Origin of the sequence: Micromonospora sp. NPDC052213 (genome assembly GCF_040679695.1) — a bacterium.
GTDB lineage: Bacteria > Actinomycetota > Actinomycetes > Mycobacteriales > Micromonosporaceae > Micromonospora.
This window is the reverse complement of record NZ_JBFAVI010000030.1, coordinates 21,780-46,166: the sequence shown is the minus strand read 5'-3', so window position 1 is coordinate 46,166 and position 24,387 is coordinate 21,780. Positions and strand designations below refer to the sequence as shown.

The 24,387-nt window shown below is 75.0% G+C and carries 19 protein-coding genes and 1 pseudogene; 9 read left to right on the top strand and 11 right to left on the bottom strand.

Translation table 11 applies throughout. The annotated features are described in order from the left end of the window. Positions 1 to 10: 10 nt before the first annotated feature. From rny to purS, 6 genes are all read right to left on the bottom strand, one after another. Entirely contained in the window at positions 11 to 1,777 is a 1,767-nt protein-coding gene (rny, locus tag AB0L34_RS10725; protein WP_357454102.1) for a ribonuclease Y, read from the bottom strand. A gap of 774 nt (positions 1,778 to 2,551) precedes the next feature. Next, on the bottom strand, positions 2,552 to 3,148 hold the full coding sequence (locus tag AB0L34_RS10720) for a 3-keto-5-aminohexanoate cleavage protein (protein ID WP_363703793.1): 597 nt from the start codon (positions 3,146 to 3,148) through the stop codon (positions 2,552 to 2,554). A gap of 179 nt (positions 3,149 to 3,327) precedes the next feature. Continuing rightward, entirely contained in the window at positions 3,328 to 4,083 is a 756-nt protein-coding gene (locus AB0L34_RS10715; protein WP_363703791.1) for a 2-phosphosulfolactate phosphatase, read from the bottom strand. Positions 4,084 to 4,087: 4 nt separating this feature from the next. Beyond that, on the bottom strand, positions 4,088 to 6,814 hold the full coding sequence (purL, locus tag AB0L34_RS10710; protein WP_363703789.1) for a phosphoribosylformylglycinamidine synthase subunit PurL: 2,727 nt from the start codon (positions 6,812 to 6,814) through the stop codon (positions 4,088 to 4,090). A gap of 130 nt (positions 6,815 to 6,944) precedes the next feature. Then, positions 6,945 to 7,628, bottom strand: a complete 684-nt coding sequence (gene purQ / locus AB0L34_RS10705; protein WP_357449744.1) for a phosphoribosylformylglycinamidine synthase subunit PurQ — start codon at positions 7,626 to 7,628, stop codon at positions 6,945 to 6,947. Beyond that, positions 7,625 to 7,888 carry a phosphoribosylformylglycinamidine synthase subunit PurS gene (gene purS / locus AB0L34_RS10700; RefSeq protein WP_030332194.1) on the bottom strand — a complete coding sequence of 88 codons (264 nt, stop codon included), beginning with the start codon at positions 7,886 to 7,888 and terminating at the stop codon, positions 7,625 to 7,627. The genes purQ and purS overlap by 4 nt, the downstream gene beginning before the upstream one ends. 410 nt (positions 7,889 to 8,298) lie before the next feature. On the opposite strand from purS, the gene AB0L34_RS10695 reads away from it, so the two are divergent. After that, positions 8,299 to 8,982: a trypsin-like serine protease gene (locus tag AB0L34_RS10695; protein ID WP_363703787.1), complete on the top strand. Its 684-nt coding sequence runs from the start codon at positions 8,299 to 8,301 to the stop codon at positions 8,980 to 8,982. A gap of 23 nt (positions 8,983 to 9,005) precedes the next feature. Further along, positions 9,006 to 9,573: pseudogene (locus AB0L34_RS10690) on the top strand (YbjQ family protein). 103 nt (positions 9,574 to 9,676) lie between these two features. On the opposite strand, the gene purB reads toward AB0L34_RS10690, so the two are convergent. From purB to AB0L34_RS10675, 3 genes are all read right to left on the bottom strand, one after another. Next, the gene (purB, locus tag AB0L34_RS10685; RefSeq protein WP_363703785.1) at positions 9,677 to 11,101 is read right to left on the bottom strand and encodes an adenylosuccinate lyase; all 1,425 of its coding nucleotides are present in this window, start codon (positions 11,099 to 11,101) and stop codon (positions 9,677 to 9,679) included. Positions 11,102 to 11,290: 189 nt separating this feature from the next. Continuing rightward, the gene (locus AB0L34_RS10680; RefSeq protein WP_363703783.1) at positions 11,291 to 13,024 is read right to left on the bottom strand and encodes a sugar ABC transporter permease; all 1,734 of its coding nucleotides are present in this window, start codon (positions 13,022 to 13,024) and stop codon (positions 11,291 to 11,293) included. Between the two features lie 143 nt (positions 13,025 to 13,167). Further along, positions 13,168 to 14,460: an acetyl-CoA C-acetyltransferase gene (locus tag AB0L34_RS10675; RefSeq protein ID WP_363703781.1), complete on the bottom strand. Its 1,293-nt coding sequence runs from the start codon at positions 14,458 to 14,460 to the stop codon at positions 13,168 to 13,170. 55 nt (positions 14,461 to 14,515) lie between these two features. On the opposite strand from AB0L34_RS10675, the gene AB0L34_RS10670 reads away from it, so the two are divergent. The 7 genes from AB0L34_RS10670 to AB0L34_RS10640 all read left to right on the top strand — a co-directional run bounded on the left by AB0L34_RS10670 (position 14,516) and on the right by AB0L34_RS10640 (position 21,737). Continuing rightward, positions 14,516 to 15,871, top strand: coding sequence for a 3-oxoacyl-ACP reductase (locus AB0L34_RS10670; RefSeq protein ID WP_363703779.1), 1,356 nt, complete (start codon positions 14,516 to 14,518; stop codon positions 15,869 to 15,871). Positions 15,872 to 16,113: 242 nt separating this feature from the next. After that, entirely contained in the window at positions 16,114 to 16,938 is an 825-nt protein-coding gene (locus AB0L34_RS10665) for a MaoC/PaaZ C-terminal domain-containing protein (RefSeq protein ID WP_363703809.1), read from the top strand. Between the two features lie 115 nt (positions 16,939 to 17,053). After that, positions 17,054 to 17,806 (top strand): NUDIX domain-containing protein, encoded by a 753-nt coding sequence (locus AB0L34_RS10660; protein ID WP_363703777.1) that lies wholly within the window; start codon positions 17,054 to 17,056, stop codon positions 17,804 to 17,806. Continuing rightward, positions 17,803 to 18,774, top strand: coding sequence for a serine/threonine protein kinase (locus tag AB0L34_RS10655; RefSeq protein ID WP_363703775.1), 972 nt, complete (start codon positions 17,803 to 17,805; stop codon positions 18,772 to 18,774). The genes AB0L34_RS10660 and AB0L34_RS10655 overlap by 4 nt, the downstream gene beginning before the upstream one ends. A gap of 10 nt (positions 18,775 to 18,784) precedes the next feature. After that, complete coding sequence (locus tag AB0L34_RS10650) at positions 18,785 to 19,744, top strand: hypothetical protein (RefSeq protein WP_363703773.1); 960 nt, start codon at positions 18,785 to 18,787, stop codon at positions 19,742 to 19,744. Then, positions 19,741 to 21,003, top strand: a complete 1,263-nt coding sequence (locus AB0L34_RS10645; protein ID WP_363703771.1) for an adenylosuccinate synthetase — start codon at positions 19,741 to 19,743, stop codon at positions 21,001 to 21,003. The genes AB0L34_RS10650 and AB0L34_RS10645 overlap by 4 nt, the downstream gene beginning before the upstream one ends. A 122-nt stretch (positions 21,004 to 21,125) precedes the next feature. Next, positions 21,126 to 21,737, top strand: coding sequence for a DedA family protein (locus AB0L34_RS10640; protein ID WP_363703769.1), 612 nt, complete (start codon positions 21,126 to 21,128; stop codon positions 21,735 to 21,737). Between the two features lie 507 nt (positions 21,738 to 22,244). Here the strand turns inward: AB0L34_RS10640 and AB0L34_RS10635 are convergent. Both AB0L34_RS10635 and AB0L34_RS10630 read right to left on the bottom strand, forming a co-directional pair. After that, entirely contained in the window at positions 22,245 to 22,886 is a 642-nt protein-coding gene (locus AB0L34_RS10635; RefSeq protein ID WP_357693511.1) for a response regulator transcription factor, read from the bottom strand. Then, the gene (locus AB0L34_RS10630; RefSeq protein WP_363703767.1) at positions 22,883 to 24,127 is read right to left on the bottom strand and encodes a histidine kinase; all 1,245 of its coding nucleotides are present in this window, start codon (positions 24,125 to 24,127) and stop codon (positions 22,883 to 22,885) included. Before AB0L34_RS10630 ends, AB0L34_RS10635 begins: the two co-directional genes overlap by 4 nt. Between the last annotated feature and the right edge of the window lie 260 nt (positions 24,128 to 24,387).

Here is a 24,387-nt window from a genome sequence, read left to right as displayed (position 1 = left end):
CGACGCGACGTCAGCGCGCGATCTCGGTGACCCGGGACTCGCGGACCACGGTCACCCGGATCTGACCCGGGTACGTCAGCTCCTCCTCGATCTGCTTCGCCACGTCCCGGGCCAGCACGGCGGCGCCGATGTCGTCCACGTCGTCCGGCTTGACCATCACCCGGATCTCGCGGCCGGCCTGCATGGCGAAGACCTTCTCCACGCCGAGCTTGCCGGCCGCGATCTCCTCGATCCGCTCCAGCCGCTTGACGTACGCCTCCAGGCTCTCCCGCCGCGCCCCGGGCCGCCCGCCGGAGCAGGCGTCGGACGCCTGGGTGAGGACGGCCTCGATGGTCTGCGGCGGCACCTCGTTGTGGTGCGCCTCGATGGCGTGGACGACGTCCTCGCTCTCGCCGTACTTGCGGGCGAGATCCGCGCCGATGATGGCGTGGCTGCCCTCCACCTCGTGGGTCAGCGCCTTGCCGATGTCGTGCAGGAACGCCGAGCGCTTGATGGTCGGCACGTCGAGCCGCAGCTCGGCCGCCATGATCCCGGCGATGTGCGCGGTCTCCACCAGGTGCTTGAGCACGTTCTGCCCGTACGACGTCCGGTAGCGCAGCCGGCCGAGCAGGGTGACCAGCTCCGGGTGGATCTCGGTGATGCCGACCTCGACCAGGGCGTCCTCGGCGGCCCGCTGGCACAGCTCCTCCACCTCGTGCCGGGCCAGGTCGTAGACCTCCTCGATCCGGTGCGGGTGGATCCGCCCGTCCAGGACCAGCTTCTCCAGGGTGAGCCGGCCGACCTCCCGGCGCACCGGGTCGAAGCAGGAGAGCAGCACCGCCTCGGGGGTGTCGTCGATGATCAGGTTGACGCCGGTGACCGACTCGAAGGCGCGGATGTTGCGGCCCTCCCGGCCGATGATCCGCCCCTTCATCTCGTCGCCGGGCAGGTGCAGGACGCTGACCACGCTCTCCGCGGTCTGCTCGCTGGCGACCCGCTGGATCGCGTCGACGACGATGTGCCGGGCGCGCTGCTCGGCGGTGTTGCGCGCGTCGGATTCGATGTCCCGGACCAGCAGCGCGGCCTCCCGCTTGGCCTGGCCCTCGATCGCCTCGATCAGCTCCGCCCGGGCCGTGTCGGCGGTGAGCCCGGCGACCCGCTCCAACTCCCGGCGCCGCTGCTCCTCCGCCTCGGCCAGTTCCGCCTCCCGCTGGTCGAGCGCGGCACCGCGGGCGGCCAGGGCCGCGCTGGCGGCCGTGAGCTGACGCTCCCGCTCGGCGAGCCGCTCCACCTCCTCGGTGTGCAGCCGCTCGCGCTCGTCCATCCGGGCCGCCCGCCGCTCCACCTCGGCGGCCTGCTCCCGGGTGGTGGCGGCGAGCACCGCGACCTCGCGTTCGCCGCTGCGCCGGGCCGTGCTCCGTAGCTGCTCCGCGTCCGCCTCGGCCTGCTTGTGGGCCCGTTCCAGGATGGTGTCGGCCTCCGCCCGGGCGTCGTCGAGCACCCGGCGCGCCTCGGCGCGGGCCGCCTTCGCCTCGGCCTTCGCGGCAGCCGCCTCGGCCCGGGCCGCCGCGGCGGCGGACTTCGCCACGTCGATCGTGCTGTTGGCCTCGTCGGCGGCACTGCGCAGCGCGGCCAGGGACTGTTCCTGCCGGTCCTTCTCGGCGATGAAGGCGGGATCCTCGGGCGCCGGCGCCGCGCCGAGCCGGCGCAGCGTCCGTACGCCCAGCAGCACCGCCCCGAGCACGACCACGGTCAGGACCAGCACCACCGCGAGGATCACGACGTCGAAGCCGCTCATGCCGGCGCCCCGTTCCGCACGGCCGTCACGCGGTCGGCCACACCCCGGTCGGCCCGCGGTCGGTGCGAGCCGGGCCCGACGTTCAGCCCGCTCATGTCGGCACCCCGGTGGACCTGCGCCGCCTCGCCATGGCCGCCTCCCCTGAACGTCGGGACCGCAGCGACGGTGCCGGTGGGCACGGACCCTGCGGCTGTGGACGCCCGACCGGAGCGACTGGCCGTGGGTAGGTTCCGTCGGCGGTGCCCACGCGGGGCATCGCCGGCGGCCGGGTGCAGTTGTCGCGCCAGCCCGGACCGGCCTGTCCGAAGCTGCCGCCAGTGGCCGACGAGTCGGCCAAAGTGATGCTGTTCCGTTACGAGATCTATGTTGTGCGCTTAGCCTGCGCTGGTCGGGCAATGTGAGCCTGTATGGCGAGGCTAGGTCTCCCGGGGCCGTCTGGTCAAGAACTCATGATCAAACCCCCCGAACGGAGAGAAGTTGTCGCGTCACCGTGCGCTCACTGCACGACGGACACCAGCGGACAACCCGGGCAGGCAGTGGGGCCTCACGACCCATCGGCCCTGCTCAGGCCCGACCGCCCGCCGCGGCTCGACCAGACGACCCGGCCTCCGGAGTCGTGCGGGAAACGCGGCTTCGTCGCGGGGCCGACCCGGTCTGCCGCGCGGGCAGGGCCAGCAGGCTGACCCCGCCCGTTGTCGGCGCAGAACCAGCAGGCCGGCCCCGCCGTTGTCGGCGCGGAGCCAGCAGGGGCGACCCATCCGTTGTGAGGTGGAGTCAGCGGGCGCCGGCGGCCACCGCCGCCGTCACCAGGTCGGCGTTGCCGGGCGCGACCGCCCCGTCGGGCAGCCGCAGCGTGTCCTCCAAGCCGATGCGGCTGTGCAGCCCCCGACGGACCGCCTCGGCGAGGATCGGCCACGTCGCCGGCCCCTCGGCGTGCAGCAGCACCGGCGGCGGCCCGGCGGCCGGGGACGACAGCGCGGCGAGCATGCCCGCCGCGTCCGCCAGCGCCACCGCCGGTTCCTCGGCCATGCACTCGACGAGGACGCGCCCCGCCGGCACCCGCCAGCCCCTGTACGCCTCGACCGCGTCGACCGTCCAGAGCCCCGCCTCCACCATGACGCCCCGCTCGTGCAGCGCCGCCGCGACCGCCTCGGCGCCCGGCTCGTGCGCGTTGACCGAGGCGAAATCCGGCAGCGCCGTCCAGGCCCGGACGGCGGCCACCCGAGCGGCCGGATCCGGCTCGATCCAGGCCCCGGTGCTCACCCCGACCGGCAGGCCCGGGCTGGCCGCCCGGATCGCGTCCAGCGCGGCGGAGATCACCGACGGGTGCAGGGACTCCCGGCCGTCGGCGCCGCGGGGGGGGGCGGGCACCCCCCCCGCGGCGAGCCGGGGGCAGCGGGGCGCGGCGGGGGGCCGGGGGGGCGGGGCCGCCCGGACGGCACGCCGCCGCGCAGTCCCGGCAGGCGGCAGGACGCGCGGCTGGCAGGTGACAAGGGTGCGCGGCCGGCAGGCGGGCAGGGGCGCGCGGCCGGCAGGGCGCGAACGAACTGTCAGGCGGCGGAGAAGACGCCCTGGCGCAGGACCGGGACCACGTCGGAGACGCCGACCCGGACGGCGACCTCCACGTCCTGGGCGAAGCCGCCCTCGACCAACTCGCGGCCCGACACGCTGCCGCGTACCGCGGCGGGAACGTCCGGGGTGCTGGCGAGCGCGGCGAGCGCCATGGCCGCCTCCACGGAGAGACCGCCGGTCACCCCGGAGAGGGCGTCCAGCACGCTGGCCGCCCCGAGCTGGTCCTCCACGGCGGGGCGCAGCGAGCCGTCCGGCCAGCGCTCGCCCGAGGCGACCACGCCGATCGGGGCGTCCGTCGAGCCGTACCCGTGGCGGCGCAGCCAGCGCCCGACGGCGCGCGCGTTGCGCAGGCAGGCCGCGACCACCGGCAGGCCGGTGGCGCTGGCCGCGGCGCTGATCGCCGAGCCGTTGGGCGACGGCAACACGAGGTCGGCGACGACCGGCGCGGTGCTCAGCGCCGCCGGCGAGAGCGACCACGGGTGCTCCGGGGTCGTCTGCCGGCGGCCCACCGCGGCGACCGCGCCGACCCGTCGCGCGTAGTCGGCCGCCTGCTCCCCCCAGGGGAACGGGTGCACCCGCATGCCGCGCCCGACGGCGACCTCCACGGCGGTGGTGAACGAGAGCACGTCCACCACCACCAGTACCGCGCAGACCCGGCCGAGCTCAGCCGCTCCCGTCAGCCCCCAGTCGAACCGGGCGCCGGATCCGGGTTGGGCGTAGACGGCCGCAGCCAATGCCTCAGCGCTTATCGGGCGCGGAGGGCTGCTCGGTGTCACCGGACTCGGGGTCGGACGTGGCGTCGGCCCCGGTCGGGCGCTCGGCCGCCTCGGCGGCCGGCTCCTCGGGAGCGGGGGCCGCGGCCTCCACCGGCGCCACGGCACCGGTCGACGGGACCGGCCCGGCCGACGCGATCGGCTCGGACACGACGTCCGCCGGGTCCACCGGCGCCACCTCGGTCCGCTCGGCGTCGGGCAGCGGCACGGCCTCGACCGCACCGGCCACGCCGGCTGCCGGCGCGGGCACCTGGACGACCTCCGAGCCCCCGAAGAGGCGCGGCAGCGTCGCCGTGTGCGCGGCGCGCAGCTCGTCCAGGCCGATCCGGAACTGGCCGTGCACCTCCAGCGCGCCGCCGGCCGGGTCGGTCACACCGATCAGCTCGAACGGCACGCCGCGCTCGGCGCAGAGGGCGGTGAACGCCTTCTCGTGGCCGCGCGGCACCGAGACCAGGGCCCGCCCGGCGGACTCGCTGAACAGGTAGACGAACGGCATCGAGCCGCCGGCGAACCGCTCCGGCACCGCGATCCGCGCGCCGACCCCGCGCCGCAGGCAGGACTCGACCAGGCTCTGCGCGAGACCGCCGTCGGAGAGGTCGTGCGCGGAGCTGAGGTGCCCGACCCGGGCGGCCTCGGCGAGCAGGTCGGCCAGCAGCCGCTCGTGGGCCAGGTCGACCTGCGGGGGTACGCCGCCGAGGTGCTCGTGGGTGACCCACGCCCACTCCGAGCCGGAGAGCTCCACGTGCGTCTCGCCGAGCAGGAAGAGCTGGTCGTGGTCGCCGCCGGGGCGCGGCACGAAGCCCATCGGCACCCGGTTGGCGACGTCGTCGAGCACGCCGAGCACGCCGACCACCGGGGTCGGGTGGATGGCCGCCGCGCCGGTCTGGTTGTAGAAGCTGACGTTGCCGCCGGTCACCGGGATGCCCAGCTCGGCGCAGCCGTCGGCCAGGCCGCGGACGGCCTCGGCGAACTGCCACATCACGCCCGGGTCCTCCGGCGAGCCGAAGTTCAGGCAGTTGGTGACGGCGATCGGCTTCGCGCCGGTGACGGCGACGTTCCGGTACGCCTCGGCCAGCGCGAGCTTCGTGCCGTGGTACGGGTCGAGGCGGGCGTACCGGCCGTTGCCGTCCACCGACAGCGCCACGCCGAGCCCGGTCCGCTCGTCGATCCGGATCACGCCGGAGTCCTCGGGCTGGGCGAGCACGGTGTTGCCCAGCACGTACCGGTCGTACTGCTCGGTGACCCAGGTCTTGTCGGTCAGGTTCGGCGACGCGATCATGCGCAGCACGGTCTCGCGCAGCGCCTCCGGGTCGGCCGGCCGGGGCAGCGTCTCCGCGCGGTCGGCCTGGAGCAGGATCAGGTCGGCCGGCTCGCGCATCGGGCGGGCGTAGACCGGGCCGTCGTCGACCAGCGAGCCCGGCGGCACGTCGACCACGAGCTGGTCCCGCCAGGTGATCACCACCCGGCCCGGCTGGCCGTCCGGGGCCGGCGGGGTGACCTCGCCGATCGCGGTGGCCCAGACGCCCCACTTCTCGGCGGTCTTGAGCACGGCGTCGAGCTTCTCCGGCTCGACCACCAGCAGCATCCGCTCCTGCGACTCGCTCGCCAGGATCTCGTGCGGCTCCATCGAGGGCTCGCGCAGCGGCACCCGCTCCAGCCACACCCGCATGCCGGTGCCGGCCGCCGCGGCGGTCTCGGTCAGCGCGCAGGTCAGGCCGGCGCCGCCGAGGTCCTGGATGCCGACGACGAGCTGGGCGTCGTAGAGCTCCAGGCATGCCTCGATGAGCAGCTTCTCCATGAACGGGTCGCCCACCTGCACCGACGGGCGGCGCTGCTCGCTGCCCTCGTCGAAGGTGGCGCTCGCCAGCACCGACACGCCGCCGATGCCGTCCCGGCCGGTCTTGGCGCCCATCAGCACCACGACGTTGCCCGGGCCGGCGGCGGCCTTGTTCTGCAGGCGGTTGACCGGCAGCACGCCGAGGCAGAGCGCGTTGACCAGGGGGTTGCCCTGGTAGCAGGGGTCGAACACGACCTCGCCGCCGATGTTCGGCAGGCCGAGGCAGTTGCCGTAGCCGCCCACGCCGGCGACGACGCCGGGCAGCACCCGGGCGGTGTCGGGGTGGTCGGCCGCGCCGAAGCGCAGCGGGTCCATCACCGCGACCGGGCGGGCGCCCATGGCCAGGATGTCCCGGACGATGCCGCCGACGCCGGTGGCCGCGCCCTGGTAGGGCTCGACGAAGCTGGGGTGGTTGTGCGACTCGACCTTGAAGGTCACCGCCAGCTCGTCGGAGACCTGCACCACGCCGGCGTTCTCGCCGATGCCGGCGAGCAGCCGGTCGCTCGGCGGGGCCTTCTCCCCGAACTGGCGCAGGTGCACCTTGCTCGACTTGTAGGAGCAGTGCTCGCTCCACATGATCGAGTACATGGCCAGCTCGGCCTGGGTGGGCCGGCGGCCGAGGATGTGCCGGATCCGGTCGTACTCGTCGTCGCGGAGCCCCAGCTCGGCGTACGGCTGCAGCTCACCGGGGGTGTCCACGGCGCGCGGCACGGTGTCCAGGCCGGCCGCCCAGTCGGCCGTCGCCGGCCCGGTGGGCGCGGCCGGCGGCGCGACGACGGCCGCGCCCACCGGCTGCGCCGGGCCGGCCGGGAAGGCCTCCGGGGTCTCCCGTACCTCGTCCGGATGGCTGGTCATGACCTCTCCTCGCTGCGCTCAGGGCCGCCCTGAGGGCGGGTGAGCCGACCGATGATGCCGCCGCGCACGGTCACCGCCCCGCACTTCGTTCGCGACTGCGGGGCTCGCGGACCCGGCTCACTCCTCGCGCTCACGCCGGCGCCCCCACCAGGTGCTTGAGCACCGAGGTGAAGAAGCCGAGGCCGTCCAGGGAGGGGCCGGTGAGCGCCTCCACGGCGTGCTCGGGGTGCGGCATGATGCCGACCACGTTGCCGGCGGGGTTCGTGATCGCGGCGATGTCGCGCTGCGACCCGTTGGGGTTGCCGCCGACGTAGCGGGCGACCACCCGGCCCTCGGCTTCGAGCTGGTCGAGCGTCGCGGTGTCGGCGACGTAGCAGCCCTCGCCGTTCTTGACCGGGATCAGCACCTCCTGGCCGGGCTGGAACGCGTTCGTCCACGCGGTGCCGACCGACTCGATGCGCAGGACCTGGTCCCGGTTGCGGAAGTGCAGGTGCTGGTTGCGGGTGAGGGCCCCGGGCAGCAGGTGGGCCTCGCAGAGGATCTGGAAGCCGTTGCAGATGCCGAGCACCGGCAGGCCGGCCCGGGCGGCGTCCACGATCGTCTCCATCACCGGGGCGAACCGGGCGATGGCCCCGCAGCGCAGGTAGTCGCCGTAGGAGAAGCCGCCGGGCAGGACGACGGCGTCCACCCCGTGCAGCCGCGGGTCACCGTGCCAGAGACGGACCGGTTCGGCGCCCGCGATGCGGACGGCCCGGGCCGCGTCCCCGTCGTCCAGCGAGCCGGGGAACGTGACCACACCGACCCGGGCGGTCACGAGCGGGCGTCCGCGGTCTCGTCGGCCTCGACCAGGCGGACGGTGAAGTCCTCGATGACCGGGTTGGCGAGCAGTTTGTCGGCGATCTCCCGGGCCCGGTCCAGGTCCGGTTCACCGGTGAACTCGATCTCGATCCGCCTGCCGATCCGAACCGAGGCGACGTCGCTGACGCCGAGCCGGGGCAGCGCGTTTGCGACGGCCTGGCCCTGCGGATCGAGGATCTCGGGCTTGAGCATGACGTCGACGACGACGCGAGGCACTGGGCACTCCTGACTGTGTACGCAGTTGGGTGCCTACCCACAACGGGCGAGCGCAGCCAGCCTACCTGGCAGATACGGCCCTGGACGCACCGGCCGGACGCAGTTCAGGCAGTGATCGGCATTCCCGGCGCGGAGGCCGCGGACCGATACGGGTTCGTTGCGATCCCGATGCGTTTCCGTTGCCGACCAGCCCGTTTCGCCCCACTCCGGCCGCCGGGACGCCCGCCGCCACCGACCGGCCGACCGGCGATCACATAGACGGGATTCGATGAAACTCTTGTGAACGACATCTCAGGAGCCCTACCGTACATCGTCGTACGTCGATCGGACGTGCCCGGCCGCCGGCCACCCCGACCGCCGGCCGACAGCTCGACCCGGTGACCCCGGGCCCATCCCCGAAGGAGCCCCCCATGCGCATCCGATCCATGATCGCGGTGCTGGCCACCGCAGCGGCCGGCCTGCTCGGCGCCAGCTCCGGCGCCCTCGCCGCCCCGGCGGGCCCGCAGCCCATCATCGGTGGCGGGACCGTCTCGTCCGCCCCGTGGGCCGCCGCGGTGTTCAGCAACGGATCGTTCACCTGTTCCGGCACGATCATCGCGCCGGAGTGGGTGCTCACCGCCCGGCACTGCCTCGGCGGCAGCATGTCCGTCCGGGTCGGCAGCGTCTACCGTTCCTCCGGCGGGGTCACCCGCACGGTGAGCGCCACCTACAGCCGCTACGACCTGGCCCTGATGCGCCTGTCCAGCTCGGTGAGCACCTCGTACGTCACGCTGGCCAGCAGCAACCCGCCGATCGGCTCCACCAACTCGATCTACGGCTGGGGCATGACCTGCTACAGCGGCTGCTCCGCCTCCAGCCAGCTGAAGACCGCGAGCGTCCAGGTGACCAGCAACAGCGCCACCGACGCGTACGGCGGCCAGGCGATCCGGAGCACGCGGGTCAACGGCAACGCGTGGCGGGGCGACTCGGGCGGCCCGCAGTTCTACAACGGCCGCCGGGTCGGCGTCGCCTCGACCGCCGACGGCTACAGCATCCAGAACTACGGCAGTGTCGCGTACAACCGGGCCTGGATCACCTCGGTGGCCGGTGTCTGACGGTTAGCGCCCGGACGGCGCGGATGGCCGGCCACGCGCCGGCCGTCCGCGCCGCGCCGTTTTGCAGCATCCGATCAGGTGAACAAGGCTCGCGATCGGGTGCGGGGTCGCCCTGACAGCATCGGAAACGTGCTGGTCGTGACGACGGAGCAACTACCCGGGTACGAGATCCGCCAGATCCTCGGCGAAGTGGTGTCGTCGATGGCCAGGACGCGGAACCCGTACCGCGAGGGGGTCAAGAACCTGCGCGGCGGCGCGTACGACCCGATGGCGCCGGACAACCTGACCCGGTGGCGTACCGACTCGGTGGCCCGGCTCGGCGAGGAGGCCCGCCGCCTCGGCGCGAACGCCGTGGTGGGCATGCGCTTCGACAGCCGCGACTGCGGCGAGATGTGGATGGAGATCTGCGCGTACGGCACGGCGGTGATCGTGGTGCCCAAGGTGCCCGACGTCATGCCGCCCGACCAGCCGCTGGTCGCCGCGGAGACCGCCCACGACCCCGCCTTCGCCGACTCCCCGGGCGGCATCGCCGAGCCGGCGAGCGCCCCCACCCTCCGCACCGCGGCCGAAACCCCCACCCGCGACTCCTGACCCTCCCGCCGCTTGGGCCCCGTTGATCATGACGGTGTTGCCCGCCCGTTCGGCGTGTCGAGGCAACTTCATGATCAACGCTGGGTGTGGGTGGGGGGTGGGGTTAGAGGATGGGGGGTGGGGTGTAGGTGGCGGCCTGGGGGTGGGCTTCGACCACGGCGGCTACTCGGCGGGCGACCGCCTCGACCTGGGCCGGGGCGGCGCCGACGAAGGCGGTGCGGTCGGCGACGAGCGCGTCGATCTCGCCCCGGGTCAGGCCCAGGCGGCCGTCCGCCGCGAGGCGGTCGAAGAGGTCGTTCTCGGGTGCGCCCTTCTCGCGCATGGCGAGCGCGACGGCGACCGCGTGCTCCTTGATCACCTCGTGGGCGACCTCGCGCCCGACGCCGCGCCGGACCGCCGCCACCAGGATCTTGGTGGTGGCCAGGAACGGCAGGAAGCGCTCCAGCTCCCGGTTGACCACCGCCGGGTACGCGCCGAACTCGTCCAGCACGGTGAGGAAAGTCTGGAACAGCCCGTCGGCGGCGAAGAACGCGTCCGGCAGCGCGACCCGGCGGACCACCGAGCAGGAGACGTCCCCCTCGTTCCACTGGTCGCCGGCCAGCTCGCCGACCATCGACAGGTAGCCCCGGATGATCACCGCGAAGCCGTTGACCCGCTCGCTGGACCGGGTGTTCATCTTGTGCGGCATCGCGCTGGAGCCGACCTGGCCCGGCTTGAAGCCCTCGGTCGCCAGCTCCTGGCCCACCATCAGCCGGATCGTCGTGGCCAGCGAGGACGGCGCGGCGGCGATCTGCGCCAACGCGGAGAGCACCGCCAGGTCGATCGAGCGCGGGTAGACCTGGCCGACGCTGTCGAGCACCCGGGAGAAGCCGAGGTGCTCGGCCACCCGGCGCTCCAGCTCGGCCACCTTGTCGGCGTCGCCGTCGAAGAGGTCCAACTGGTCGGCGGCGGTGCCCACCGGGCCCTTGATGCCGCGCAGCGGGTACCAGTTGATCAGGTCGTCCAGCCGCTCGTACGCGATCAGCAGCTCCTCCGCGGCCGACGCGAAGCGCTTCCCGAGCGTGGTGGCCTGCGCGGCGACGTTGTGCGAGCGGCCGGTCATGACGAGGCCCGAGTGCTCGACGGCCAACCGGGACAGCCGGGCCAGGGTGGCGACCACGCGGTCCCGGACCAGCTCCAGCGAGGCCCGCACCTGGAGTTGCTCGACGTTCTCGGTGAGGTCGCGGGAGGTCATCCCCTTGTGCACGTGCTCGTGCCCGGCGAGCGCGCTGAACTCCTCGATCCGGGCCTTCACGTCGTGCCGGGTGACCCGCTCCCGCTCGGCGATCGAGGCGAGGTCGACCTGGTCGAGCACCCGCTCGTACGCCTCGACCACGCCGTCCGGGACGGGCACGCCGAGGTCCCGCTGCGCCCGGAGCACGGCGAGCCAGAGCTGCCGTTCCATCCGGATCTTCTGCTCCGGTGACCAGAGGGCGACCAGCTCGGGCGAGGCGTACCGGTTGGCGAGCACGTTGGGGATCGTCGTCACGTACCTCAGTCTTGCACGCCCCTCTCGCGGGCCTTCGCCGAAGACCCGCGACGTGCCACGGCTCTCGGCAGGGCGGGGTGGGTGGAGCGTCGTCGCCCCGGCATGCCGCGCGTCGTGGCGACCGGTCGACCGACCGCCCTCAGGACGAAGGTGCGGGACGGCCCGTCAGGGCCCGCCACAGTCCCGGGATCAGCGGGGCCCGTCCCCCGTCGACGGTCCCGCCCCGATCACGAGCCGGTCCAGGTAGAGCAGTTGCAACGCCACGAACGCGGCCAGGAACAACAGCAGCATCGGCAGCGGCAGCACCTGGGCGACGAGGCCCCGCGTGGCCTCCGGGTCGCCGAAGGACTCCGCGAGCCGCAGGAGGACCAGGTTCGCCGCCGGCGCGTGCCGGACGTCCGCGACGACCAGTTGCGGCCACAGCCAACTCTGCGCGTCGACCAGCCAGCTCAGCAGCCCGGCGCCGGCCAGCATCGGCAGGGCGGGCAGGAGCATGCTCGACCCGAATCCGCCACCGGCCTCCCAGCGTTCCCGCTGGCCCCGGAAGAACAGGGTGAACAGCACGAGCGCGGGGATGCAGAGCCAGCCCGGCGGGATCAGCCCGACGAAGGTGTTGAGCTGGTCGGCCTCCCGGGCCCGGACGAAATGGGCGATGGCGAGCGGACCGTCGCCGACGAAGAGCCAGGGCGCGAACGGCAGCAGGAGCAGCTCACTGGCCCGGCCCAGTGGGCGCAGGCCGCCGATGCCGAAGCCGGCCAGGGCGGCGACGCCCACCCCGACCACCGCCGGGATCAGCGGCGGCAGCCAGGTGTTGACCTGGACCTGGCCGGTGGAGACGCCGGAGGGCAGGAGCGCCGCCTCGGCGGTGAGCGCCCGCAGCCACGGCGCCAGCACGTAGGCGAGCACGCCGAGGAACGCCAGCAGCCCCACCGCCAGCAGGCCGAGCGCGACCGGGTTGCGCGCACCGGCCGGGACGCCTGTCGGGGCGCCCGCAGGCGTGCCCGTCGGGGCACCGGCCGGGCGGTCGCGCCACCCGGTGAAGGCGATCCTCGTCCGGGTGACCAGGAGCAGGACGACGGCGAGGATGCCGAGCACGGCCAGCAGGGCGAGCAGCAGCACGTTGCCTGCGGCGCCGACGCCGAACTGGAGCCAGGTCACGCTCTCCCGGACGATCCGCACCAGGGGGGCGACCTGGTCTTCCCGCCCGCCGAGGACGGGCCACTGGAGGGACCAGGACTGTACGGTCACCGCGACGACGGCCAGCCCGAGCACGCCGCCGACGGCCAGGACCGCCGGGCCGGAGCGGCCGCCGCCGGGGCCACGGCGCAGCGCGGCGAGGAAGACGGTGGCACCGACCGCGACCACCAGCCCGGCCGTCAGCAGCGCCACGGCGCGTACGGCGGTCAGCGTGGGTGCCTGCGTCCAGGCGTCCCGGTCGGCCTCGAACCGGTCCATCGTCCACGCCACCCCCACGGCGAGCGGGGCGTAGGCGGCCAGCGGCAGGGCCAGCAGCGCCCGGGTCACCAGGCGGGGCACCCGGCCGGCACGCTGTGCGGCGAGCGCGAGCAGCGGGGCGACGAGCAGCGCGAGCAGCAGCGGCACGAGGGCGAGGAGCAGCGCGTGGCCCAGGTCGCCGAGGAACCCCCGCTCGATCGCCTGCGCGTAGTTGTCGCCGCCGGCGGACTCGGTCGGCCCGCCCAGCCCGTTGCCCCGCCGGAAGCTCTCCACCAGCGTGCTGACCGACGGGAGCACGTACGACCAGAGCAGGGCGACGGCCGCCGGCACCAGCAGCACCAGCCCGGTGACCACCTGGGCCGTCCGGCCGATCCCGACGCCCCGGGACGGCGCCGGGCCGAACGGGGCCGGGACGGGCGGCGCGGGGTGGACCTCGGGGTCGGGCACGGACGTCGGGTTGGCAGACACCGGCGGGATCCTCCGGTCGACAGCGGAACGAGGGGCGACTCAGGTTAGGCCACCGGACCGGCACCGCGTCCAGGTGCGGATCTGCACAGTCACGCCGGCCGGCGGCGCGCGCCGCACAGCGTCCACCCCGGCGGGGCGGGCGCTCAGCGCTCCAGGATCGCCGTCACGCCCTGGCCGCCGGCCGCGCAGATCGAGATCAGTCCCCGCCCGCTCCCCTTCTCGGCGAGCAGCTTCGCCAGGGTCGCCACGATCCGGCCGCCCGTCGCCGCGAACGGGTGCCCGGCGGCCAGCGACGAGCCGTTGACGTTCAGCCTCTCCCGGTCGATCGCGCCGAGGGGGGCGTCCAGCCCGAGCCGGTCCTTGCAGAACTCGGGCGACTCCCAGGCGGCCAGGGTGGCCAGCACCTGCGAGGCGAACGCCTCGTGGATCTCGTAGAAGTCGAAGTCCTGGAGCGTCAGCCCGGCCCGGGCCAGCATCCGGGGCACCGCGTACGCGGGGGCCATCAGCAGCCCCTCGTCGCCGTGTACGAAGTCGACGGCGGCGGTCTCCGACCAGGAGAACCAGGCCAGCACGGGCAGGTGGTGCTCGCTGGCCCACTCCTCGCTGGCCAGCAGCACGGTGGAGGCGCCGTCGGTCAGCGGCGAGGAGTTGCCGGCCGTCATCGTCGCCTGCTCGGCGTCCGGGCCCTTCGCGCCGAAGACCGGCCGCAGCGACGCGAGCTTCTCCGGGCTGGTGTCCGCGCGCAGGTTCTGGTCACGGGTGAGCCCGAGGTAGGGCGTCAGCAGGTCGTCGAAGAACCCCCGGTCGTACGCGGCGGCGAGCCGCTGGTGCGAGCGCAGCGCCAACTCGTCCTGCGCCTGCCGGTCGACCTGCCAGCGCAGCGCCGTGCGGGCGGCGTGCTCCCCCATCGACAGCCCGGTACGCGGCTCGGCGTTGCGCGGGATCTCCGGCCGGAACGGCTGGGTGGGGCGCAGCTTCGCGGCGATCCTCAGCCGCTCGCCGAGGGTGCGGGCGCTGTTCAGCCTGAGCAGCGTGCGGCGCATGTCCTCGTTGACCGCGAGCGGCGCGTCGGAGGTGGTGTCCACGCCGCCGGCGATGCCGACGTCGATCTGCCCGAGGGCGATCTTGTTGGCGACCAGGATGGCGGCCTCCAGCCCGGTGCCGCAGGCCTGCTGGATGTCGTAGGCGGGGGTGTGCGGGTCGAGCTTCGAGCCGAGCACCACCTCGCGGGTCAGGTTGAAGTCCTTGGCGTGCTTGAGCACCGCGCCGGCGACCACCTCGCCGACCCGCTGGCCGGCCAGGCCGAACCGGGCGACCAGCCCGTCCAGCGCCGCGCCCAGCATGTCCGCGTTGGACGCGCTCGCGTACCGCGAGTTGGACCGGGCGAAGGGGATGCGATTGCCGCCGATGACCGCCACCCGCCGGATGCTCTGCACGATCCCGCCTCCTCGAAGGGCTTGCCCTCAACCTACTCGCCAGTAGGCTACGCCTATGACCGACAGGTACGCGAGCTTCGTCCGATCGGGGGCCGGTCGCGCGCTGGTCAAGCGCCTCGGGCTGCCCGACCCGCCGCGACTGCGCCGGCACACCCCCGGCGACCCCCTCGCCCCCGGGCCCGTCCTGCTCGGTGCCGCGACCGGGGGTCGGCTCGCCGAGCAGGTCGGCAAGATCCTGACCGCCGCCGGGGTCGAGCTGCGGGACCCCGGTGCCGTGGCGCCCACCGAGCGCTTCGCCGCCCTGGTCTTCGACGCGACCGGCATCACCGACTCCACCGGGCTGCGCCAGCTGTACGACTTCTTCCACCCGCACGCCCGCTCGGTGCTGCCCAGCGGTCGGGTGGTCGTGCTCGGCACCCCGCCCGCCGAGGGCGGCTCGCCCCGGGAGGCCACCGCCCAGCGGGCCCTGGAGGGGCTGACCCGCAGCATCGGCAAGGAGTTCGGCCGGGGTGTCACCGCCCAGCTCGTGTACGTCACGAAGGAGCCCGACGCCGGCACGTCGACCAGCCTGGAGGCCACCCTCCGGTTCCTGCTCTCCGGCCGGTCCGCGTACGTCTCCGGGCAGGTGGTCCGGGTCGGCGCCGGCAGGGCCGAGCCGCCGACCGACTGGAACCGCCCGCTGGACGGCCAGGTCGTCCTGGTCACCGGGGCGGCCCGGGGCATCGGCGCGGCGCTGGCCCGGGTGCTGGCCCGCGACGGCGCGCGCGTCGTCGCGCTGGACGTCCCGGCGGCCGGGGACGCGCTGGCGGCGGTCGCCAACGAGATCGGCGGCACCGCCGTCCAGCTCGACCTCACCGCTCCCGACGCCCCGAACCGGCTCGCGGAGCACCTCGCCGGCCGGCACGGGCGGGTCGACGTGGTCGTGCACAACGCCGGCATCACCCGCGACAAGACCCTCGGCCGGATGGACGCCGACCGGTGGGACTCGGTCATCGACGTCAACCTCTCCAGCCAGGAGCGGATCAACGACGTGCTGCTGGAGCGGGAGCTGATCCCGGCCGGCGGCCGGATCGTCTCCGTCTCCTCCATCGCCGGCATCGCCGGCAACCGGGGCCAGACCAACTACGCCACCAGCAAGGCGGGCGTGATCGGGCTGGTGGAGTCGCTCGCCCCGGCGCTGCGCGAACGGCAGATCAGCGTCAACGCCGTCGCCCCCGGGTTCATCGAGACCCGGCTGACCGCGCGGATCCCGCTGGTGATCCGCGAGGCGGGGCGGCGGATGAACAGCATGTCCCAGGGCGGGCTGCCGGTGGACGTCGCCGAGACCATCGGCTGGCTGGCGTGGCCGGCCTCCGGCGCGGTCAGCGGCAACGTCGTCCGGGTCTGCGGCCAGAGCCTGCTGGGGGCGTGATGGCCGGGCGGAGGGAACCGGCGGAGGGCCCGGCCGACGACCTGTCGCTGCACGAGCTGATCGACGGCCCCACGGAGGCTCTGTCGGAGGAGACGCTGGCGGCGATCCGCCGGCCAGGGCCGTCCGGCCACGACCTGAGCGTCGAGGAGACGCACGACCTCTCCGGCCCGGCCGACGAGGTGACGCGGAACCTGACCGGGCACGCCGCGACGGTCACCCGGGAGCGCTTCGAGCTGCCCCGGATGCCGGCGGCCGGGGCGCTCTACCGGCGGGCGCTGCTCGGCGCGCTGCCCGGCGTCGGCGGTGGGCGGCGCTCGGCAGGCGTCCCGGCGGTCGAGCTGGCCGTTGGCGGAATCACCGTCGACCGGACGCACCTCGCCGACTACGACCGGGTCTGCGGGTTCCGGCTCACCGACCGGCTGCCCGCCACGTTCCCGCACGTGATGGGCTTTCCGTTGGCCCTGCGGCTGATGACCGCGCCGGAGTTCCCCATCCCGCTGACGGGTGTGGTGCACGTCGGCAACCGGATCACCGTGCACCGCCCGGTCACGGCCGACGAGACCCTCGACTTCACCACGTACGCGGAGAACCTGCGCCCGCACGACCGGGGGCGGCAGGTCGACGTGGTGCTGGTCGGCTCGGTCGGCGGGGAGGAGGTCTGGCGCGGCGTCTCGACGTACCTCGGCCGGGAGCGCAGGCCCGGCGGCGACGGAGGGCGCGACCGGGGCGAGCGACCCCCGGCGCCGGCCGGCTCGGCCCACTGGCGGGTCGACCCCCGCGTCGGTACGCACTACGCGCGGGTCTCCGGCGACCACAACCCGATCCACACCTCCCGCCTCGGCGCCCGGCTGTTCGGCTTCCCCCGGCCGATCGCGCACGGGATGTGGAGCAAGGCCCGCTGCCTGGCCGCGCTGGAGAACCGGCTGCCGGACGCCTACACGGTCGAGGTGGCCTTCAAGCTGCCGGTGCCGCTGCCGAGCACGGTGAGCTTCAGCCTGCTGCCGGGCGGCGGGTTCGCCCTGCACGACCTGCGCGGTCGCCCGCATCTGGTGGGCCTCGTGCGCTGATCGCCCCTGCCGACCCCCGGCCGCGCCGCGCCCGCGCCGCCCGGGGGTTGGCAGGGGCGATCGCATGCGCTAGGTTGTTCTCACATCGAGACGTTCTCAAGATGAGAGGGACCCCGTGGACGAGCAGGACTTCCTGGCCGGGTACGACCCCGGGGCCTACCCGTCGGTCGCCGTGACCGTCGACGTGGTGGCACTGACCATCCGGGACGGCGCGCTGCACCTGCTGCTGATCCGGCGCGGCCAGCCGCCCTTCGCGGGGCACTGGGCGCTGCCCGGCGGCTTCGTCCGCCCCGACGAGGACCTCACCGCTGGCGCCCGGCGGGAGCTGGCCGAGGAGACCGGGCTCGGCGGCGAGGGGCTGCGTCGCGTACACCTGGAGCAGTTGGCCAGCTACGGCGGCGTCGACCGCGACCCGCGGATGCGCGTCGTCTCGGTCGCCCACCTCGCGTTCGCGCCCGACCTCCCGGACGCGGCCGCCGGCACCGACGCCGACGAGGCGGCCTGGCTGCCGGTGACCGCCCTGAGCAGCCGGCAGCTCGCCTTCGACCACGACCGGATCATCGCCGACGGGCTGGAGCGGGCCCGGTCCAAGCTGGAATACACCCCGCTCGCCACCCGCTTCCTCGCCCCCGAGTTCACCATCAGCGAGCTGCGCGCCGTCTACGAGACGGTCTGGGGGCACCCGCTGCACGCCGGCAACTTCCACCGCAAGGTGCTCTCGGTGCCGGGCTTCGTGGAGAGCACCGGCGCCAGCACCGAGCGCGGCGGGGCCCGGGGCGGCCCCCGCGCCAGGCTCTACCGGGCCGGCGACGCCCGGCTGCTGCACCCGGCGCTGCTGCGCCCCGCCCGCGAGGAGACGGTGCGGTGAGGACCGCCGAGGCGATCCGACTGGTCGCGGCGGCCCGCACCTACGCCGACCTGTTCGGCACGGACCAGCCGGCCCGGCGCTACCGCGAGCTGGTCGCGGCCCTGCACCCCGACCGCCTGCCGCCCGACCCGGCGGTACGCGCCGAGGCCACCGACGCGTTCGTCCAGGTCACCACCCGCTGGCGGGCCCGGCAGGTCACCGTCCTCGGCGACTACCGACTCGGCACGCCGGCCTACTCGGGCGACCTGGCCGACCTCTACGACGTCGGGGCCGACCGGCTGCTCAAGCTGCCCCGACGGCCCACCGACAACGACCTGATGGCCCGCGAGGCGCACGCCCTGCGCACCATCGCCGAGCGCGGCGACCCGCGCTACCTGCCCTACGTGCCCCGGCTGGTCGAGGAGTTCCGGCACCGGGACGCCGACACCGGCGCCGAGCGGCGGATCACCGTGCTCGCCACCGCGCCCAACCTGCACGACCTCACCGAGGTGCGGCGCGCGTACCCGGACGGGCTGGACGCCCGCGACGTGGCCTGGATGTGGCGGCGACTGCTGGTCGCGCTCGGCCTGGCCCACCGGGCGGGCGTGGTGCACGGCGCGGTGCTGCCGCCACACGTGCTGATCGAGCCCGACGGGCACGGCGTGGTGCTGGTCGACTGGTGCTTCTCCGTCGTCGACGGCGGCGCCGTCCCGGCGCTCGTGCCCGGCCACGAGGACTGGTATCCGGCCGAGGTCGTCGCGAAGCGCCCGTGCGGGCCGGGCACCGACATCGCGATGGCCACCCGCTGCATGACCTGGCTGATGGGCCCGCGCGCGCCGCGCGAGCTGCTCGCCTTCGCCCAGGGCTGCCTGCGGCCCGCCCTGAACGCCCGGCCCGGTGACGCCTGGCGCCTGCTCCGCGAACTCGACGAGGTGCTGGACCGGCTCTACGGGCCGCGCACCTTCCGACCCTTCACCCTGAACCCCTGAGGAGGCTGCCATGGGCAGTGGAATCTGGTCCACCGACGTGTACGACGCCGCCGACCGCTACCGCCGGGCCACCGGCAAGAGCGCGTTCTCCTACAGCGACAGCGGGGCGCGCACGGTGCACCCCGCGCTCGACCCCCGCGACGCGACGCGGGAGAGCCGCGACTCCGACGAGCACCCGCAGTCGACGGCCATCGCCGTGCTGTTCGACGTGACCGGCTCGATGCGCAACGTGCCGCGCGTCCTCCAGACCAAGCTGCCGCAGCTGCTCGGACTGCTCCAGCGGCAGGGCTACGCCCGCGACCCGCAGATCATGTTCGGCGCGATCGGCGACGCCACCTGCGACCGGGTGCCGTTGCAGGTCGGCCAGTTCGAGTCGGACAACCGGATGGACGACGACCTCGGCCGGATCGTGCTGGAGGGCGGTGGTGGCGGGCAGATGACCGAGTCGTACGAGCTCGCCATGTACTTCATGGCCCGGCACACCGTCACCGACTGCTGGGAGAAGCGCGGCCGACGCGGCTACCTGTTCATCATCGGCGACGAGCTGGCCTACCCGCAGGTGAAGGCCCGGGAGGTGGCCCGCCTGATCGGCGACGACCTGGGCGAGGACGTGCCGCTGCGGCAGGTGGTCGACGAGGTGACCCGCCGCTGGGACACCTACTATCTCCTCCCCGCCGGCAGCCACTACGCGGGCAACGCCAAGGTGCTCGACTTCTGGCGGGGCCTGCTCGGGCAGAACGCCGTCGTACTGGACGACCTCGACGCGGTCTGCGAGACCATCGCGCTCACCATCGGCCTCGGCGAGCAGGCCATCGACCTGGACGAGGGCCTGCGCGACCTCGACCGGGCCGGTTCGGGCGCCACCGGGACGGTGTCGAAGGCGCTGGCCCGGCTCGGCCGGGGGCGGCGCGCCGAGGTGTCGGCGCTGCCGGCCTTCCGGGACACCGACGGCGGGGTCACCCGGCTGTGAGACACGTGACGGTGGTCGACCTCGGCTACGGCGACGCCGGCAAGGGCACGGTCGTGGACTGGCTCTGCGCCACCCGGCCCGTGCACACCGTGGTCCGCTTCAACGGGGGCGCGCAGGCGGCGCACAACGTGGTGCTGCGCGACGGGCGGCACCACACCTTCGCCCAGTTCGGCGCGGGCACCTTCCACCCCGGGGTGCGTACGCACCTGTCCCGGCACGTGGTGGTGGACCCGCTGGCGCTGGCCGCCGAGGCCGACCACCTCGCCTCGGTCGGGGTGCCCGACGCGCTCGACCGGCTGACCGTGGACGGGGAGGCGCTGCTCGCCACCCCGTACCACCGGGCCGCCAACCGGGCCCGGGAGATCGCCCGGGGAGCCGACCGGCACGGCTCCTGCGGGCTGGGGGTGGGCGAGGCCGTCGCGTACGGTCTCGCCCACCCCGACGAGGCGCCCCGGGTGGCCGACTGCCGCACCCCGGCGCTGCTGCGCCGCCGGCTGACCGCCCTGCGGGACCGGCTGACCGCCGAGCTGGGGCCGCTGGACGCGCCGCCCGTCGAGGACTGCCTGCCCGCGTTCACCGGGTTCGCCGGGCGGGTGGCGATCGTGGACCGGGGCTGGCTGGCCGGGGCGCTGCGCGCCGGGACGTGCGTCTTCGAGGGCGCGCAGGGGGTGCTGCTCGACGAGTGGCACGGCTTCCACCCGTACACGACGTGGAGCACCACCACGTTCGCCAACGCCGACAGCCTGCTCGCCGAGGCGGGCCAGGCGGGCACGGCGACGCGGCTCGGGGTGCTGCGCGTGACCACCACCCGGCACGGGCCGGGGCCGCTGGTGACCGAGGACCCGGCCCTGCCGTGGACCGACCCGCACAACCCGACGAACCCGTGGCAGGGCCGGTTCCGGTTCGGCCACTTCGACGCGGTCGCCCACCGGTACGCCCTCGCCGCGGCCGGAGGCGTCGACGGCCTGGCGTTGACCCACCTCGACCTCGCCGGCCCCGGGCTGCGGATCTGCCGCCGCTACGACTCCACCGACCGGCTCACCCCGGGCCCGCCCGGCGACCTGGACCGGCAGTCCGCGCTCACCGCCCGCCTGCTGCGCTCCCGCCCCGTGTACGACGAAACGCCCGTCGACTGGCCGTCGGCGGTGGCCCGGGAACTGGCCACCCCGGTGGTGCTCACCTCGCACGGCCCCACCGCCGGGGACAAGGTCCCGCACGGTCCGCTGCTCGCCCCGCCGGCCCTGGTCGCCACCGCCTGACGCGGTGATCGCGGCCGGCGGCGGGTGAGCGTGCCGCCGCTCGCGGATCTTGAACGCGTCGTCGAGCGGGGTGATCCGGCGACTCGGCCACCCGGCGCGCCGTGCCCCGCCAGCATGGGGGCATGGAGTCCGCGCTCGACCTGCTCCGGCAGCTGGTCAGCTCCCCGTGGGTGTACCTGCTGCTGTTCGGGCTCACCGCGGTCGACGCGTTCTTCCCCGCGGTGCCCGGCGAGACCGCCGTGATCACCGCCGCCGTACTCGCCACCGACGGCAGCCCCAACCTGGTGGCGGTGATCGTCGCCGCCGCATTCGGCGCCTGCGTCGGCGACCACATCTCGTACGCCATCGGGCGCGGCGGCGGCGCGCACCGGCTCGCCCGGTTTCCCGAGGACAGTCGGCGGCGGGCCGGTTCGGAGTGGGCCCGCCAGGCGGTGCACCGGCGCGGCGGGCTGATCCTCACCACCGCCCGGTACATCCCCGGTGGTCGCACGGCGGTGACCCTCACCATGGGCGCGGTCCGCTACCCGCTCCGCTCGTTCCTGCTGTTCGACTCGATCGCGGCGGTGAGCTGGGCGCTCTACTCCGCCCTGCTCGGCTACTTCGGCGGGCTGGCCTTCGAACGCGACCCGGTCAGAGGCATCCTGGCCGCGGTGGGCATGTCGGTGGCGGTGACGCTGGTGCTGGAGTCCGTCCGCCGGCTTCGCCACCGCGCCCACCGCCGCACCCCCCACTGACCCGGCCCCGCGCCCCACCCCACCTCTGGCCCGCCCACGTCCGTCCGGGCCCAGCCCCACGCGCCGACCACCCCGCGCGCCGCCGCCGCGCCCACCGCTCGCCGCCACGGCCACCGCTCACCGCCCGCCGCCGCGCCCACCGCTCACCGCCCGCCGCTCGCCGCTCGCCGCCGCGCCCACCGCTCGCCGCCGCCTATCGACGGGCTGTTCCATCACGGCGCGGCCGACGAGTGGAACAACATGGCTGTCACGGCGGGCGGGAGGCAACCATGACGTTCCACCGGTGCGGGAGCCGGGGACGGCGGACCCTTCGTCCCGTCGTGGCCGGGAACGAGACACCGGGCACCGGGCACCGGGACGACCGGACGTCGTGGCGGGGCAGGCGGCGGCGACGCCGTGGCGGGGCAGGCGGCAGCGACGCCGTGGCCGGACAGGCGCCGAGGACGCCAACCCGGGCAGGCGGCGGCGTCGTGGCCAGGTAGGCGCGGCGACGTCGTGGCCGGGCCATCAGAGGAGGTCGGCGTCGTGGACCAGGATCGCGAGCTGCACCCGGTTGGCGAGCTGGAGCTTCGCGAGGGCCCTGCTCACGTGCGTCTTGACCGTCGCCTCGCTCATCGTCAACCGGCGGGCGATGTCGGCGTTGCCCAACCCCCGGCCCACCTCCCGGACGATCTCCAACTCCCGGTCCGTGAGGTGGCCCAGCCGCTGCCGCGCGGCGTCCCGCCGGGCCGGGCCGCGCTCGGCGAAGGAGTCGATCAGCCGCCGGGTGACCGTCGGGGCCAGCATGGCGTTTCCGGCGGCCACGGTCCGCACGGCGGCGGCGAGTTCCCGGGGCGGCGTGTCCTTCAGCAGGAAGCCGACCGCGCCCGCCCGCAGCGCCCGGTGCACGTACTCGTCTCGGTCGAAGGTGGTCAGCATGACGACCTTCGCCCCGGTGGCGACCACCTGCGGGGCGGCGGTCAGCCCGTCGGTGCCCGGCATCCGGACGTCCAGCAACACCACGTCGGGACGCAACCGGCGGGTCTCGGCCAGCGCCGCCGCGCCGTCGGCCGCCTCGCCGACCACGGTGAGGTCGGGTGCCGCCTCCAGGATCAGCCGCAGCCCGGCACGGACCAGCTGCTCGTCGTCGACCACCAGGACCCGGATCATGTCGCCTCCTCCACCGGGATCAACGCCCGGACCAGGAAGCCGCCGTCGCGGGGGCCGGCCTCCAGCCGCCCACCCAGCAGTTCCACCCGCTCCCGGAGGCCGATCAGCCCGAGTCCCGCTCCGGGCAGGGCCGCACCGCCCACCGGCCGACCGTCCGCACCCGGCCGGGCCGCACCGCCCACCGGCCGACCGTCCACTCCCGGCCGGGCTGGGCCGCCCGCCGACGGGCCGGTGCGGACGCTGATCTCCAACCCGCCCGGGAGGTACCGCAGCCGGACGGTGGTGTCCGCGCCCGGCGCGTGCTTGCGGACGTTCGTCAGCGCCTCCTGGACCACCCGGTACCCGGTCCGGCCGACGGTGGCGGGAACGGGCCGGGGCGTCCCCTCGTCCTGCCGGTCGATCCGCTGCCCGGCGGCGCGGGCCTCCCGGACCAGGTCGTCGACGCCGGCCAGCCCGGCGGCGGCGGTGGTGGCCGGCTCGCCGGCGGGCGTGGGCTGGCGCAGCACGCCGAGCACCTCCCGCAGGTCGGTGAGGGCCTGCCGTCCGGTGGACCGGATCAGGGTCGCGGTGTCGACGGTCGCCGGATCGGTGGCGGTTACCTCCAGCGCGCCGGCGTGCACCACCATCAGCGACACCCGGTGCGCCACCACGTCGTGCATCTCCCGGGCGATCCTGGCCCGCTCCTCGGCCCGGACGCGCTCCGCCCGCGCCTCCTGCTCGCGCTCCAGCCGCTCGGCCCGGTCCCGCAGGGCGGTCAGGGTGTCCCGGCGGGCCCGGACCCAGAGCCCGACGACCAGCGGAAACAGCACCGTCCACGCGAACATCGCCAGCGCGTTGGCGGGCGTGGCGGTGGTCAGCCGCCGGTCGCCACCCACCACGACGCCGATCACCACGCCCGCCACCGCCACCAGGGCGGCACCGGCGAGGAAGCCGGCGAGCCGCCGCCGGTCCCGCAGCCGGAGTCCGGCCTGCCAGGAGGCGACGGCCACCACCGGCCAGGCCGCCAGGAGCAGCCACGTGACGGCGGCCGTCACGAACAGCGGCCAGCGCCGTACGCGTACCGTCGCGGCGGCCCAGCCCGCGGGGACGGCGACGGCGAGGACCAGCACCCGGGGCAGTGGCGAGCGCACCCCGAGCGAGCCGGTCGCCGCCCCCCAGACCCCGGCCGCGACGACGACGGCGAGCAGCACGGGGGCGTACCGCTCGACGGTGCGCCGGAGCGCGACGGCTCGGGAGGTCACGCCCCGAGCCTAGGCCGGGCGGAGGCCGTTGCCGTCGGCGCGCGGCCCGTGCCGCTCAGGCATCCGGCGGCAGGTGCAGGTTGATCAACTGGACGAGGTGCCGGCCGGCCGGTCGCTGCGGGAGACCTGGGCCGCGAGTTCGGCGCCGTCCAGGGTGGAATCACCGCGTACGCGAGGTCTTCGCCCCCGACGCCGTGGCAGGCGTCGACGCACGACCCCTGACGCCGGTCCGCGCCCGACCCTGAAGCCGGTCCTGCCCG